The organism is Streptomyces sp. NBC_00057, from assembly GCF_045041165.1.
Taxonomy (GTDB): domain Bacteria; phylum Actinomycetota; class Actinomycetes; order Streptomycetales; family Streptomycetaceae; genus Streptomyces.
In genome coordinates, this window is record NZ_CP108256.1 from 8,011,216 (window position 1) to 8,024,374 (window position 13,159).

General features: G+C 69.3%; 12 protein-coding genes and 2 pseudogenes. 5 read left to right on the forward strand and 9 right to left on the reverse strand.

Features of this window, described 5'->3' with window-relative positions; genetic code table 11:
* The first annotated feature begins 91 nt into the window (after positions 1-91).
* Positions 92-730, forward strand: a complete 639-nt coding sequence (locus OG953_RS37855) for a hypothetical protein (RefSeq protein ID WP_405690062.1) — start codon at positions 92-94, stop codon at positions 728-730.
* Positions 727-1,764, forward strand: coding sequence for an NUDIX domain-containing protein (locus OG953_RS37860; RefSeq protein WP_405690063.1), 1,038 nt, complete (start codon positions 727-729; stop codon positions 1,762-1,764). Before OG953_RS37855 ends, OG953_RS37860 begins: the two co-directional genes overlap by 4 nt.
* On the opposite strand, the gene OG953_RS37865 is transcribed toward OG953_RS37860, so the two are convergent.
* The 4 genes and pseudogenes from OG953_RS37865 to OG953_RS37880 form a co-directional block, all read right to left on the reverse strand.
* The gene (locus tag OG953_RS37865) at positions 1,723-2,433 is read right to left on the reverse strand and encodes an MBL fold metallo-hydrolase (protein WP_405690066.1); all 711 of its coding nucleotides are present in this window, start codon (positions 2,431-2,433) and stop codon (positions 1,723-1,725) included. The genes OG953_RS37860 and OG953_RS37865 overlap by 42 nt on opposite strands.
* Positions 2,434-2,556: 123 nt before the next feature.
* A complete protein-coding gene (locus OG953_RS37870; RefSeq protein WP_405690068.1) occupies positions 2,557-3,744 on the reverse strand; it encodes a DUF1266 domain-containing protein in 1,188 nt (395 codons plus the stop codon).
* A pseudogene (locus OG953_RS37875) lies at positions 3,741-4,436 on the reverse strand (DUF1266 domain-containing protein); the annotation flags it as partial. The gene OG953_RS37870 and the pseudogene OG953_RS37875, both read right to left, overlap by 4 nt.
* A 201-nt stretch (positions 4,437-4,637) precedes the next feature.
* Positions 4,638-6,002: a dipeptidase gene (locus OG953_RS37880; RefSeq protein ID WP_405690069.1), complete on the reverse strand. Its 1,365-nt coding sequence runs from the start codon at positions 6,000-6,002 to the stop codon at positions 4,638-4,640.
* Positions 6,003-6,185: 183 nt separating this feature from the next.
* Here OG953_RS37880 and OG953_RS37885 point away from each other — a divergent pair, with 183 nt between their 5' ends.
* Positions 6,186-7,400 (forward strand): geranylgeranyl reductase family protein, encoded by a 1,215-nt coding sequence (locus OG953_RS37885; protein WP_405690071.1) that lies wholly within the window; start codon positions 6,186-6,188, stop codon positions 7,398-7,400.
* 33 nt (positions 7,401-7,433) lie between these two features.
* On the opposite strand, the gene OG953_RS37890 is transcribed toward OG953_RS37885, so the two are convergent.
* Positions 7,434-7,886, reverse strand: coding sequence for a nitroreductase/quinone reductase family protein (locus OG953_RS37890; protein ID WP_405690073.1), 453 nt, complete (start codon positions 7,884-7,886; stop codon positions 7,434-7,436).
* Between the two features lie 129 nt (positions 7,887-8,015).
* Between OG953_RS37890 and OG953_RS37895 the strand changes: the two genes are divergently transcribed.
* Positions 8,016-8,726 carry a TetR/AcrR family transcriptional regulator gene (locus tag OG953_RS37895; RefSeq protein WP_405690075.1) on the forward strand — a complete coding sequence of 237 codons (711 nt, stop codon included), beginning with the start codon at positions 8,016-8,018 and terminating at the stop codon, positions 8,724-8,726.
* Positions 8,727-8,824: 98 nt separating this feature from the next.
* Here OG953_RS37895 and OG953_RS37900 read toward each other — a convergent pair.
* A pseudogene (locus OG953_RS37900) lies at positions 8,825-9,022 on the reverse strand (IS701 family transposase); the annotation flags it as partial.
* Here OG953_RS37900 and OG953_RS37905 point away from each other — a divergent pair.
* Positions 8,997-9,317, forward strand: a complete 321-nt coding sequence (locus tag OG953_RS37905; protein WP_405690077.1) for a hypothetical protein — start codon at positions 8,997-8,999, stop codon at positions 9,315-9,317. The pseudogene OG953_RS37900 and the gene OG953_RS37905 overlap by 26 nt on opposite strands.
* 52 nt (positions 9,318-9,369) lie before the next feature.
* On the opposite strand, the gene OG953_RS37910 is transcribed toward OG953_RS37905, so the two are convergent.
* The 3 genes from OG953_RS37910 to OG953_RS37920 form a co-directional block, all read right to left on the reverse strand.
* Complete coding sequence (locus tag OG953_RS37910; protein ID WP_405690079.1) at positions 9,370-11,004, reverse strand: sensor histidine kinase; 1,635 nt, start codon at positions 11,002-11,004, stop codon at positions 9,370-9,372.
* Between the two features lie 185 nt (positions 11,005-11,189).
* A complete protein-coding gene (locus tag OG953_RS37915) occupies positions 11,190-11,987 on the reverse strand; it encodes an ABC transporter permease (protein ID WP_405690082.1) in 798 nt (265 codons plus the stop codon).
* Complete coding sequence (locus OG953_RS37920) at positions 11,984-13,006, reverse strand: ATP-binding cassette domain-containing protein (RefSeq protein ID WP_405690084.1); 1,023 nt, start codon at positions 13,004-13,006, stop codon at positions 11,984-11,986. The genes OG953_RS37915 and OG953_RS37920 overlap by 4 nt, the downstream gene beginning before the upstream one ends.
* Positions 13,007-13,159 lie beyond the last annotated feature (153 nt).

The window sequence follows — 13,159 nt, forward strand, 5'->3', positions numbered from 1 at the left end:
CCGACGGGCGGACCGCGAACACCAACAACCAGGGCTCCATGCTCGGGGCTACTCGTCGCCCTACTGGCCCGCCTCCGAGCCTGATGACGAAGTGCGCGAGGAGGCCGAGCAGCGGTACGAGGCACTGCACGCGATGCGGGTGCAGTATCAGACGTACGTCGCGGACAAGCAGCACGTGCTGGCAGCTCCGAAGTACGACTCCTGGAGAACACTGGTGATGCCGCCCTTCCTCCATGAGATGCATGAGGCTCTGCTGGCGTCTCATGAGAAGCCGTGGACGTTTCTGTCTGTCACGGGGAAGCCGCTTCTGGGGACGGATTTCGATCGGGACTACTGGTACCCGATGCGGGACGGCGCCGAGAAACGGGACTCCGGGCCGCGGTATGCGCGGTGGGCGCGGCCCGCGATGCCGGCGGTCCCGGAGATGGCCGGGCAGGACATCTACCGACTGCGCCACTGGCACAAGGCGAAGCTGGATGAGCCGGGGGACATTCCGCGCGTGGCGGTGGAAGCCCGAATGGGGCATGAGCTTCCGGGTGTGGAGGGTGTGTACAGCGAGGTGACGGTCGGGATGGAGGAGAGGATTGGGGAGTACCTTCAGCGTGTGTGGGAGAAAGAAGTAGTGGGTGCGGGGTTGTGGACGCCTCTTTTTCCCATGCCGCTCCCAGATGGCCTGCACGATGCTGCTCCGCCCCTGTTCAGCGGCCTACCAGTCCTGGAGTACGAATGATCGTCTGGATCAACGGTGCGTTCAGCGCGGGCAAGACGAGCGCCGCGCGCGAGCTGGTCGATCTGATCCCGAACAGCACGTTCTACGACCCTGAGCTGATCGGCACAGGGCTGCGGTACCTGCTGCCCCAGAAGAGACTTGCCGAGGTGACGGACTTCCAGGACCTGCCGATCTGGCGGCGTCTGGTGGTGGACACCGCCGCGGCCCTGCTCGCCGAGGTGTCCGGGGTGCTGGTGGTGCCGATGACACTGCTGCGACAGGAGTACCGCGACGAGATCTTCGGAGGGCTCGCCTCCCGGCGCATACCGGTGCACCATGTTCTGCTCTCACCTGAGGAAACGATCCTGCGCAAACGGATCGCCGACCGGGTGGAGTTCGCCGACGACCCGGAGCACGGCGAGCGCATCCGGCAGTGGGCCTACGAGCACATCGAGCCCTACCGGGCGGCGCTCTGCTGGCTCACCCGGGACGCCCACACCATCGACACCAGCGCGCTCACTCCGTACGAGACGGCCGAGCGGATAGCCGAGGCGGTCCGCACCGGGACGGCCACCGCATGCGAGATCGTGCAGACGCCCGAGCCGACTGCGGAGACCGTCGCGGCCGGCGTGCTGCTCTTTGACGAACATGACCGGGTGCTGCTCGTCGACCCGACGTACAAGCCCGGCTGGGAGTTCCCGGGCGGAGTGGTCGAGGCCGGCGAGGCACCGGCACAGGCCGGGATCCGTGAAGTGGCCGAGGAGATAGGCATCCATCTCGAGCGGGTGCCGAAACTGCTCGTCATCGACTGGGAGGCGCCCGAACCACCCGGCTACGGAGGGCTGCGGATGCTCTTCGACGGCGGCCTGCTGCCCGGTGCGGACGCCGAACGGCTGCTGCTGCCCGACTCCGAACTGCGCGGCTGGCGGTTCGTCACCGAGGAGGAGGCGGCCACCATGCTTCCTCCGACCCGGTACGAACGGCTGCGCTGGGCACTGCGCGCCCGGGAGCGGTCAACCGTGCTCAACCTGGAGGCCGGAGTCCCGGTCGGCTGAGGCACGCAGCACCGCGGCGGCGTCGACGGTGAGGGGATCGCCGTGCCCGAAGCAGACCGTGGCCGGTTCCAGCGCGGCCAGCCGTCGGAACGAGGCCACGGCCTGCGCCCGGTCGATGTTGAAGACGCCCAGCATCACCTGACCGACCCCGGCCACGCAGTCGCCGGTGAACAGCACTCCGTGGTGCGGCAGATGGATACCGATGGAGCCGGGGGTGTGGCCCGGCGCGTGGACCACACGGGCCCCGGATCCGAAGCGGATCTCGTCGCCGTCGGCCAGCTCGCGGTCGACACGGGTCGGCGGGGCCGGGGGCACGGTCAGCGCATGCTCGTACAACGGGCGTTCCCAGTCCAGCAGGGCGGGGTCGGCAATCGCCTCCTCGCCACGGATCGCCGGGGCGTCCAGCCGATGGGCCAGGATCTCGGCGCTGTGTCGATCGGCGAGCACCTGGGCGGAACCGTAGTGGTCGCGATGCCCATGAGTGAGGACGATCCGGCTGATGCCGTCGGGGTCCAGGCCGAGGCCGCGCACCGCGGCCTCGATCGCGGGCGCCACATCGATGTCGCCCGCGTCGATCAGAGTCAGGTCCGCTCCGTCGCGCCACAGATACGCCTGGCCGATGGGGAAGCGGAACATGTGCAGCTGGGGAAGTACCTCGACGGGATCCATACGGCGAACGTATGCGGACGTACCCGCCCGCCGCCCGGATCTACGCTCTGGGCGAGCTTCACTCAGCGCGTAGTGCGGCTGCACGGACGGCCCGGAACCTGCGGGGCCGGGCATGAACCGGAGTCAGCGCCAAGGGATGTTCCGCCACGGGCTGCCCTCGTTCTCCGTCAGGAGACGGTGAGCGGCGACGTTCTGCTCGTAGAACGTGCCGTACTGCTCGTCGTCGAAACGAAGCACCCTGCCCAGCGCGTACGCCGCGGAGAAGCTCTCCCACGAGTCATAGGCCGACTTGCTCAGCGCCCCCGCGTGCACGATCGCCTGCTCGGCCTCGTGCGGATGGCAGAACCGGGCCGACAGCCCCCAGCGGGCCAGGTTCACGGCACGCCCGTAGTCGTAGGCGACCGTGGTGGTGACCACTCCGTCCGGCGGCAGCAGCCCGTCGGCGCGGAACCGGGCCTCGTACCGGACGATGCGCCGCACCAGCTCCTCGATGTGCGTGACCGTGTCATGGCCCAGCCCGATGTCCTGGGCATGTCCGGCAGCGGTCTCGCGCCACAGGTCGGCGGGCGGTGGCCCGCCGAGAGCGGCCCGCAACCGCTCCCGAACCCGGAGGGCGAAATCGGGTTCCGGCGGACTGTTCCGACCGTCCAGCAGGACGGTCAACTGCCTTTGCCAACCGTTGCGTTCGGTGATCCCCCACATGTCGCGAAGGAGTTCGAGCTCCTCGACGTATCCGTGGTACGCCGTGCCGACCCCGTTCCACGGCACACCGTTCCCGATAGCCAGATGCGCGCCGCAGGCCAGACCGTAGGCGAGCGGCCCGTGCAACGCGCCGTGCCGCAGCGCGATCAGCCGGTCCCCGTGCGAACGGTCGTTCTCCGCGTAGTACCGGAGCCACATCGCCCGGTGCTGCGGAGTGGTGGGGAGAAGGATCTGGGCCGGGCTGCCGGTGTTGACCGACAGTAACTGCTGCGGGTCGCGCCAGCCGAACTCGGCGATCCACTTGAGGGAGACCCGGTGGAACACCCACTCCGGATGCCAGGGTGGCAGCATGCCCTGAGTGAGCACCTGGCGCCCGTAACGCCCCGCCTCGTCCCGGTGCGAGCGCCAGACAATCATGTCGGGATCCGCGTCGACCTCCGCCTTCAGCGCCCAGATGTAGAGGTCCGCACCGGCCAGTACCCGCAGCTGCGCCTCCACGTCGCCGCGCATCCCGGCCTCGTACAGCAGATGCTCGGTCATGGTGGGAGAGGCCCAAGGAGCCCCGTACGCAGGGTTGCCGGGGAAGCGGGGGAGCGGGTGTGGGTTCATGACCACGGGATGTTCCGGTAAGGGCTCGTCGGATCCTGGGTGAGGATGCGGTGCTGGGCGAGCGACTCCGCGTACTTCTCCTCGGCACGGACCTCGCCGTCGAAAAGGATCAACCGGGTCAGGGCGTAGCCGAGGGGGAATTCCTCCCAGGAGCTGTACGTCCGCCGTGCCAGTTCGCCGATCCGCAGTACGGCCTGCTCGGCCTGCTGCGGGTCGCAGTAGCGCGCACCCAGTGCCATCCGTACGACATTGACGGCACGGCCGTGGTCGAAGGCGGACAGCGTGTCGATCCGGCCTTCGGGAGCGAGGACGCCGTCGGCGCGGAACCGCGCCTCGTACCGCGCGATGCACCGAAGCGACTCGTCCGCCTCCGCCAGGTCGGCGGCGGCCGTGCGGCGCCGGCCCAACGTTTCGGTGACGCTTTCGGACCACTCCTGGCGGGAGGGCGTCCGCTCCAGGCGATCGGCCAGAGTACGCCGGATCCGTAGCACCGACTCATGGGTGCGGCCGATGAGGCGCGTGGCCATCAGTGCGTCGAGCGTCCTTTGGTGGTCGGCGCGGTTTTCGATCCCCCATGGACTGCGCAGCCATGCGATGTCCGTCTCGTAATCCGCGTAGGCGGCGCCGAGCTGGTTCCAGACGAGGCCGTTGTGCACGGCGAGATGGGCGCCGATGGCCAAGCCGTACGCGACCGTCGGCGGCGCCCAGCCGATCCCTGTCCCCGTTGTCACGGGCCGATCCTATGAAACCGGGCCCGGACCGACCCATGGCGGGTGGTCCGGGCCGTCTTGAGGAGCACGTCCGGCCCCGGCCCGCTGCGGACGGATCGGCGGACCGGTCGAGCCCTGCGAACAGGAGATCCGCAGGAACACGGCGGGATCAGTGACGCGAAGTCAGGCCCGCTTGGACTCCGCGTAGTTCCGCAGGAACAGGGCCTCGGCGAGCGAAAGCCGCTCCAGCTCCTCGGGTGACACGCTCTCGTTCACCGCGTGGATCTGTGCCTCCGGCTCGCTCAGGCCGATCAAGAGGATCTCGGCCTGTGGGTAGAGGGCGGCGAGGGTGTTGCAGAGCGGGATCGAGCCGCCCATCCCGGACGTCTGCATCTTCTCGCCGGGGTACGCGGCCTCCATCGCCTGCGCCATGGACGTGTACGCCGGGCTGGAGGTGTCCGCACGGAACGGCTGGCCCTGGCCGACCTGTTCCACCGACACCCTGGCCCCCCACGGGGCGTGCGCCTTGAGGTGAGCGGTCAGCAACTCGGTCGCCTTCGCGGCGTCCTGGCCCGGCGGCACCCGCAGGCTGACCTGCGCCCGCGCGCTCGCCTGCAGCGACGGTGTCGCGCCGACCACCGGCGGGCAGTCGATACCGATGACAGTGACGGCGGGCCGCGCCCAGATCCGGTCGGCGACCGTACCCGTGCCGATCAGTCCGACGCCGCCGAGGACCTTCGCGTCCTTGCGGAACTCGGCCTCCGCATACTGCAGTCCGTCCCATTCGGCGTCCGTGGCGAGCCCGTCGACGGTCGTGGTGCCGTCCTCGGCGCGCAGCGACGAGAGCAGCTGGATCATCGCTGCCAGCGCATCCGGGGCGGCGCCGCCGAACTGTCCCGAATGCAGGTTTCCTTCGAGGGTGTCGAGCGTGACCCGCAGCATCGTCATACCGCGCAGCGTCGCGGTCACCGTCGGCAGACCGACCCGGAAGTTGCCGGTGTCGCCGATGACGATCGTGTCGGCGGTCAGCAGTTCGGGGTGCGCCTCGGCGTACCGCTCCAGGCCGCCGGTGCCCTGCTCCTCGGAACCCTCGGCGATCACCTTGACGGAGACCGGGACGCCGCCGTTCGCCTTGAGGGCGCGCAGGGCGAGGAGATGCATGATGAAGCCGCCCTTGCAGTCGGCCGCGCCGCGGCCGAACCAGCGGCCGTCGCGCTCCGTCAGCTCGAACGGCGGGGAGAGCCAGGCGGACTCGTCGAGCGGCGGCTGTACGTCGTAGTGCGCGTAGAGCAGTACGGTCGGGGCGTCGGCCGGGCCGGGCAGGAAGCCGTACACCGACTGGGTGCCGTCGGGGGTGTCGAGCAGGGCGACATCCTGGAAGTCCTCGGCGCGCAGCGCGTCGGCGACCCAGTTGGCAGCCGCCTCGCACTCACTCTTCGGGAACTGCGCGGGATCCGCCACCGACTGGAAGGCCACGAGCTCGGTCAGCTCCGCCTTGGCACGGGGCATCAGCGAGGCAATGGTCTCGGAGATCGGACGGGCGGTCATGGGCACGCTCCTCGTGGGTGCGACGTTATGTATACGAATCCGGGTACATGTGCACCGAGTGTGCGGCGTTGCATGTAGGACGAACTCACGGTCGATCCTCCCACAGCGGGTGCCGGGTCGGGCGCGCCGTAGGATGCCGTGAGCAGCATGGGCCACTGGTGGGATCGGGAGCAGAAGCACATCGTGAGCAGCGAGAACGCAGACGCCGTACATGAGCACGAAGAGTCGACCGTGTGGGACGTCGTCGTAGTCGGTGGCGGACCGGCCGGAGCCTCCGCGGCATACGCGGCGGCGGTCGCCGGCCGACGGGTACTGCTCCTCGAGAAGGCGGAACTGCCCCGCTACAAGACGTGTGGCGGCGGCATCATCGGGTTTTCGCGTGATTCGCTGCCGCCCGGATTCGAACTGCCGCTGCGGGACCGGATCCACGCGGTCACGTTCTCGCTCAACGGCAGGCTGGCGCGGACCCGCCGTTCCAAGCGGATGCTCTTCGGGCTCATCAACCGCCCCGAGTTCGACGCGGGGCTGGTCGAGGAAGCGCAGAAGGCGGGCGCCGAGCTCCGTACCGGAGCGACCGTGACGAGGGTCGAGCAGCACGGTGCCGCGGTGCCGGACCGGCGCACGGTCGCCGTCGTGCTGTCCGGCGGCGAGACGGTTCTGGCCCGCGCGGTCGTCGGTGCGGATGGCAGTGCTGGGCGGATAGGAGCCCATGTCGGGGTGAAACTCGACCAGGTGGATCTCGGCCTGGAGGCCGAGATCCCGGTTCCGGAGACGGTCGCGGAGGACTGGGCGGGGCGGGTGCTGATCGACTGGGGCCCCATGCCCGGCAGTTACGGCTGGGTGTTCCCCAAGGGCGACACCCTCACCGTCGGCGTGATCTCGGCGCGGGGGGACGGGGCGGGGACCAAGCGGTATCTGGAGGACTTCATCGCCCGGCTCGGTCTCGCCGGCTTCGAGCCGAAGATCTCCTCCGGGCACCTGACGCGATGCCGCAGCGACGACTCGCCGCTGTCGCGCGGGCGGGTGCTGGTGTGTGGCGATGCGGCGGGGCTGCTGGAGCCGTGGACCCGCGAAGGCATCTCCTTCGCGCTGCGGTCGGGGCGGCTCGCCGGTGAGTGGGCGGTGCGGATCGCGGAGTCGCACGATGCCGTGGACGCCCGACGCCAGGCGCTCAACTACGCCTTCGCCATCAAGGCCGGCCTGGGTGTCGAGATGAGTGTCGGACGGCGCATGCTGAAGCTGTTCGAGCGCCGGCCGGGGGTGCTGCACGCGGTGCTGACGGGATTCCGCCCGGCCTGGAACGCGTTCGCCGGGGTCACCCGGGGAACGACTTCGCTGGCTGAGCTGGTCCGTACGCATCCGCTGGCGCAGCGGGCCCTGTCGGCGATGGACCGTTGACACCTGACACCGAGGGCGGGCCGGGCCGCACGGTCAGCCCTCCACGGTGATCCGGAAGACGGGGTGGTCCGGGCAGGCGGCCAGGAGTTCTGCGTCCGTGGACTTTGCGGTGATGCCCTGGAAGTACTGGTTGACCTCCCAGCCCCACCGCTCCAGGTAGGCGCGGACGACCAGCACCTTCTGCTCGTCGTCCGCGATCTCCACGGCCGTGAAGGTACGGATCTTCCGGCCCACCCGCAGCTCGCCCCCACCGGCGACCCGCATGTTGCGAACCCACTGGGAGTGGCCCCGCGCCGAGACCAGATACTGCGTGCCCTCGTAGGTGTGGGAGTTCACGGGGATGCGCTGCAGCTGCCCGCTCTTGCGGCGGCGCACCGACATCTCGGCCGAGCCGAGAAGGCTGACGCCGTGCCGGGCGAGCCAGCCGATGATGCTGTTCATCCGGACGTTGAACGCGTTGCCCTGAAGGTAGTACGGCTGAGACATGGCGACTCCCCCATTGTTTTGAGAGCGGTGCTCTCGCTTGAGATCAGTGTGCATGGAAGTGATGCTCAAAATCAAGAGCAGTGCTCTCATTATCGTTCAGTGCTCTTTGCTCGTGGCAGACTGAAGACCATGAGCGCTATCCGAGGAGCCAGGGAACGGGCCCGTATCGAGGTCACCGCCGCCATCAAGGACGAGGCGAGGAAACAGCTCGCGGCCGAAGGCGCCGCAAAGCTCTCGCTGCGCGCCGTGGCACGGGAACTCGGAATGGCGTCATCCGCGCTCTACCGCTACTTCCCCAGCCGGGACGAACTGCTCACGGCCCTGATCGTCGATGCGTACGACTCCGTGGGCGAGAGCGCCGAGGCCGCCCACCGGGCCGCCCGTGCCGACGCCGCCCCCCACATCACCCGCTGGACCGCCGTCGCCCACGCCGTACGCGACTGGGCCCTCGCACACCCCCATGAATACGCTCTGATCTACGGCTCGCCCGTGCCCGGTTACAGCGCACCGCAGGCGACGATCGGTCCCGCCTCCCGCGTCGGTCTCGTCCTGATCGCCGTCGTCGGCGAGGCCTACCGCACGGACGGTCTCGCCCTGCCGCCGCTCGCCGACGAGCTGCGCGCCGAGGCCGAGCGGATGGTCGCCGAGTTCGCACCCGGCCTTCCTCCGGAGGTCGCCGCCCCACTGATCGCTGCCTGGTCGCAGCTGTTCGGGCTGATCTCCTTCGAGATCTTCGGCCAGTTCAACGGGGTGGTGGAGGCCCGGGAGATCTTCTTCCGGGAAGCCGTCACCGAACTGGCCCGCACGCTCGGCCTGCTCGGCCGCCGAGGCAGCTGGTAGGGATTTGTCAGGTGGTGGCGTGGGACCGCCAGGGGGTGGGCTGTCGGCAGGTGGGGCAGGTGCCGGTCCAGGTGGCCAGGAGGCGTTGGAGAACGTCCAGGGCCTGGTAAAGGGGCAGGCCCTGCAGGGGCTTTTGGGCAGGTCCGTCGTTCGGTGAGGAACGGGTGGGCGGCGGTGACGAGGGTGACGTGGCGGTGCCAGCCGGTGATCGAGCGGCCTTCGAAGTGGTCGAGTCCGAGGGTGGTCTTCAGCGCGCGGTAGTCGTGTTCGATGCGCCAGCGCAATTTCGCGCGTCGCCGAGACGCCGACCCGCATGCGGTGTTGCTCTTCCCCATCCCGCACGACTTCACCGACGGTTCCCAGATCGCCTACCGGCGCAGGCCCGAGCTCTACCTCGACCCGGCCGTCCGGCAGGCCAGCTCCACCTTCGCGCAGCTTCCGCCCTCCGTCGTGGAACCGACGATGGAGAAACTGCGCGCCCACCTGGACTCCGGTGCCTGGCGGCGCCGTCATGCCGACCTGCTCGACCAGCAAAGCGTGGACTACGGGTACCGCTTGCTCATCGCAGGGGAGAGCTTCGGCCCCAGGTGACAGCACCGTCCCGGGATCCGCTCGCACACATGCCCCGCAAACCTGCTGGGGACTACTCCGTCCCCGCATCGAGCGTGTCTTTGGCGACCAGTCTGGAGCCGGAGAAGCACAGGCGGTAGAGATCGACCTGGTCCAGGAGATTGCCGTTCGAGCGGTAGAACTCACAGGTGGTCCCGGGCGGCCGGGGCGCCAAGCGCGCATCGTCGGGGGGATAGGGGAAGGGGCGTGGCGGAAGGAGGTGGGCGATTTCGGTGCGTGGCCGGCCGACGCGCAGCTCCTCGTAGCGGGACGGCGGCAGCACACTGGTGGCCAACTGGTAGGCCAGATACGCGACGGCGGGCAGGAAGAACACCGCTGCCACGGTGGGGACCGCGAAGACGGCAGCGAAACGCCAGCGGGCGCTGCGCCGTATGTGCGCCAGTCGGCGCGCCGATTCGGGTGCGGCGCCGGTGGCCGTGTCTTCTGCGCCGGTGTCCTGCGTGCCGTTCGTGGGAAGGGGGCGGGTGGTGTCTTCGGGCAAGCCCCGTGGCGTCGGTTTCGCCGTCGCATGATGCGGCAGGGTGGCGCTCACCTGGAAGCCGCCCTCGTACGGGCCGGTCCGCAGTGAGCCGCCGAGGACCGTTACCCTCTCCCGCAGTCCTGCCAGGCCACGGTTGCCCGCCACTATTCCGGGCAACGGGCCTGCGGGCGGCTCGGAGTTGACGATCCGGACGTGGATACGGTCGCTGTCGTGGGTGATGCCGACCTGCACGGTGCTGCCCGGGGCGTGTTTGGTGGCGTTGGTGAGTGCCTCCTGCACCACCCGGTATACGCCGCGTTCGATCAGTGGTGACAGTGCGGGCAGGGGGCCGTTGCGCTCCCACCGCACCGGGACGCCGGAGGCGACCGCACGGCCCAGAAGTTCCTCGACGCTGTCGGCCGCGGGCGGACTGGCTTTTGTACGGGGCTCGTCGCGCAGCACGGTGACGGTCTCACGTAGCTGGTCCACGGCGTCCGATACCGTCCTGCGCAGCTCGGCGACGTCGTCGCGGTCCTGAGGGGAGAGCGTGGGGGAGAGCTCCAGGGCCCCAGCACGCAGAGCGACCAGGCTCAGTACGTGGCCCAGCGAGTCGTGCATGTCGACGGCGATGTCCGCGCGTTCCGTCAGCCTCGCCTGCTCCGCGACGAACCGCTGCCGCTCCTCCAGGCTGCGGGCCAACTGCCAACCTCCCCAGACCAGTTCCCTCCGACCCCGCCAGTAGCGGCCGGCGAGCCACGGCAGCAGGAGCGCGGAGGGGAGCACGGTCATCGCGTAGAACCACCACACCGCAGGCACCTGCAGTACGGCGCACAGCGCGAGATCGACCGCCAGGCAGCCGACGAGTACCAGCAGTGGGGTGAGGGCCGTGCCGGTACGCGCTCCCAGCAGGCAACTCAGCCCGGCCAGCGCCAGTACGTAGGCATTTGCGGGGCTGGCCGGGTTGGTCAGTCCCATGGCGCACAGGGTGTTCACCAGGAGGACCGCCGTCCCCGGCCGGGACCGGGCGAGGGGGACCGCAACGGCCAGCACGAGCAGCGGGAGCACCAGGTCCAGCGTGACCGAGGTCGCCGGGTCGTTGCTGAACCGGATGACGCCTGCGGCACAGAAGACAGCCCACAGTGCCATGTCGCCGAGCACCGACCTCAGCGGGGTACGAACCTGCCACATAGGGCGTCGGGTTTCCTCTCCTTTGGTCGCGGTGTGTGTTGTCATCCGCCCGACGCTACGTCACGGTCCACCGACAAGGGGCAGGCCCGTCCGCCGGGCCGTCGCGCAGCGGACGGGCGGAGGGGCGGAAAAGAGGGACCGGCCGGGTGACGGCTCGGACCCGGGGGCGAGGGCCGTGCCGCTCTTCACGCGTCGCGACGGCGCAGCACGTACGAACCGGTCAGATGGGCTGCCAGTGTCCACGCCAGCAGGATCAGCACCGCTGCGGCCGGCGAGTACGGGGCGGCGCTGCCGCTGCGCATGAAGTGGTCGCCCGCGCTGTGCGGCAGCCAGTCGTTGATGGCGAGCAGGACCGGGCCGCCGAGCCCCACAAGCATGCTCGGCAGGGCCCACAGCAGCGCGAAGAGCACCGTCAGCGCTCCGGCCGCATGCCGCGTGGCGAAGGACACCCCTACGGTCAGTACCGCGACGAGGGCGTAGAAGATGCCGACGGCCAGGACCTGGCCGACCGCCGCGACAGCGTCGAACGAGGCATGGCCGGAGAACGGCCCCCAAGCCACCGCCATACCCAGCGCGGCGAACGTCGCGCCGGCGGCGAAGGCGACCACAGCGGTGACCAGCGCCTTGGCCAGTTGAACCCGGTGCCGGACCGGCACCCACAGCAGCGACGAACTCATGCTGGCGGTCGTGTACTCACTCGTGACCGTGACCGTGGCCAGGACGACCACGGCGAACTGGACGAGGACCGTGGAGGACACCACGGCGTTGCCGACCGGCTGGACGACATGCTCGTTGATGCGGGCGATCGATCCGTAATAGAAGGTGAACACCCCCGTCGCCAGCAGACCGACCAGGAGGCACAGGTACGGAGCACGGACCGACCACAGTTTGGTCCACTCGGCGGCGACCGCACCGGCGAACCGGCCGGCGGACCGTGCCCGGGTGGCGCTTCCGGACGTATCCGCCGTCATGTCAGCCGTCATCGTGACCACCGTCCGATCTGCCGTGCCATGCCACGTTCATGCCGGGTGCCCTGCTCAGATCCGGCGCTGCGCCCTGACCCGGTCGTGTGGCCCTCTTCCGATCCCGCGCCCGTCGCGTACTCAACACTTCGCACCGTCAGTTCCATGTACGCCTGTTCCAATGAGGCCTGCACGTCGCTCAGCTGATGCAGCCGGACGCCGGAGCTGTGGGCGAGGTCTCCGACCTCGGCAGCGGTCCGGCCCTTGACGACGATCTCGCCCTTGTCCGATGCCTCGACCTTCACGCCGCTGTCCGCAACAAGACGGCTCACCAGCAGGGACAGCTCTTCGGGGTCGGGCACCCGGGCGCGCACAGATGCCCGGGAACTGCCGGCAAGGAAGTCCGCCATGGATGTGTCGGCCAGCAGCTTGCCTCTGCCGATGATCACGAGGTGATCGGCCGTCAGCTGCATCTCGCTCATCAGATGGCTGGAGAGGAAGACGGTACGACCCTGGGCGGCCTGGTCGCGCACGAGCTGTCGCATCCAGCGCACGCCGTCGGGGTCGAGGCCGTTGACCGGTTCGTCCAGGATCAGCGTCGGCGGGTCACCGAGCAGCGCGCCGGCCACACCAAGACGCTGGTTCATGCCCAGCGAGTACGCTCCGGCACGGCGTCGCGCTGCCTTGGCCAGGCCCACCATCTCCAGTACTTCGTCCACTCGGCGCACCGGGATGCCGTTGCTGCGCGCCTGCGCGATGAGGTGGTTGCGTGCCGAGCGCACCGGGTGCAGCGCCTTCGCGTCCAGCAACGCGCCCACTTCACGGACGGGGTGGCGCAGGGCAGAGTACGGTCTGCTGTCAATGAGCGCCGTGCCCCGAGAGGGGTGGTCCAGGCCCAGGACCATCCGCATCGTGGTTGATTTACCGGCCCCGTTGGGGCCGAGGAAGCCGGTCACCTTTCCTTCCTTGATGTCCAGTGTCAGGTCGTTCACAGCGACGGTTTCGCCGTATCGCTTGGTAAGCCCTCTGAGGGTGATCACATCGGCTCCTTCGGCATCTGCCGGACTTCTCTCGTACGGCAGCGACGCTAGAGGGACTGGCCGCGGCGGCACATGGGCCGTTCGTCAGCACCTTCCTTCCTTTCGTCAGGGGTGCAGCCCCGCCGCTGGTCGCACTTCTCCCAGCGATCGGTC

What these genes read in the sequence shown, in the direction of transcription:
- OG953_RS37865 (WP_405690066.1), bottom strand. Translation starts at nt 2,433, where the DNA reads ATGGATCCCGTCGAGGTACTTCCCCAGCTGCACATGTTCCGCTTCCCC.
- OG953_RS37880 (WP_405690069.1), bottom strand. Translation starts at nt 6,002, where the DNA reads ATGACCGCCCGTCCGATCTCCGAGACCATTGCCTCGCTGATGCCCCGT.
- OG953_RS37910 (WP_405690079.1), bottom strand. Translation starts at nt 11,004, where the DNA reads ATGTGGCAGGTTCGTACCCCGCTGAGGTCGGTGCTCGGCGACATGGCA.
- OG953_RS37860 (WP_405690063.1), top strand. Translation starts at nt 727, where the DNA reads ATGATCGTCTGGATCAACGGTGCGTTCAGCGCGGGCAAGACGAGCGCC.
- OG953_RS37870 (WP_405690068.1), bottom strand. Translation starts at nt 3,744, where the DNA reads ATGAACCCACACCCGCTCCCCCGCTTCCCCGGCAACCCTGCGTACGGG.
- OG953_RS37915 (WP_405690082.1), bottom strand. Translation starts at nt 11,987, where the DNA reads ATGACGGCTGACATGACGGCGGATACGTCCGGAAGCGCCACCCGGGCA.
- OG953_RS37905 (WP_405690077.1), top strand. Translation starts at nt 8,997, where the DNA reads ATGCGCCAGCGCAATTTCGCGCGTCGCCGAGACGCCGACCCGCATGCG.
- OG953_RS37895 (WP_405690075.1), top strand. Translation starts at nt 8,016, where the DNA reads ATGAGCGCTATCCGAGGAGCCAGGGAACGGGCCCGTATCGAGGTCACC.
- OG953_RS37890 (WP_405690073.1), bottom strand. Translation starts at nt 7,886, where the DNA reads ATGTCTCAGCCGTACTACCTTCAGGGCAACGCGTTCAACGTCCGGATG.